This is a genomic window from Pseudomonas sp. DF11, assembly GCF_058148565.1.
In genome coordinates, this window is record NZ_JBYVYN010000026.1 from 1 (window position 1) to 685 (window position 685).

1 protein-coding gene is annotated in these 685 nt (G+C 61.3%); it reads left to right on the forward strand.

The annotated features are described in order from the left end of the window. Window positions 1-685, forward strand: a 685-nt coding sequence (locus AC30D9_RS29375) for a cadherin-like domain-containing protein (RefSeq protein WP_490145375.1), incomplete at both ends; no start/stop codon positions are given.

The following is a 685-nucleotide window of genomic DNA, read 5'->3' on the forward strand; positions in this document are numbered from 1 at the left end:
TGGGCAACACCCTGACCATCACCGGCTACAACACCACCACGGGCGTGGTGAGCTACAGCTACACGCTGCTGGACAATGAAGCCCATCCAAACGCCAACGGCGCCAACAGCCTGAGCGAGCAATTTGCGGTCGTTGTCACCGATGACAACGGCACCACGGCCAACGGCAATCTGGACGTGAACATCGTCGACGATCTGCCAAAAGCCGTGGACGACAGCAACGCCAGCACCGCTTCGGAAACCAACCTGACCCTGACCGGCAGCGTGCTGACCAATGACACCCAAGGCGCGGATCACGTGGCCTCCGGTCCGATCACGCCCGGCACCTTCACCGGTACTTACGGCACCCTGGTGCTCAACGCTGACGGTTCCTACACCTACACCCTCAACACCGCCGACGACGATTTCAAAGGCTTGCACGGCGGCGGCAATGGCAGCGAAACCTTCACCTACACCCTGACCGATGCCGATGGCGACACCAGTACTGCGAACCTGGTGCTGCAAGTGCACAACAATGACGATCCGGTAATCATCACCGGCCTCGACACTGAGGGCGGTGAGCTGACGGTCCAGGAGAAAAACCTCAGCGACGGCAGCAGCCCGGACGCACCGGCCCTGACCCAAAGCGGCACCTTCACCGTCACCGCGTTGGACGGTGTGCAAACCTTGAGCGTCGGCGGTATCAA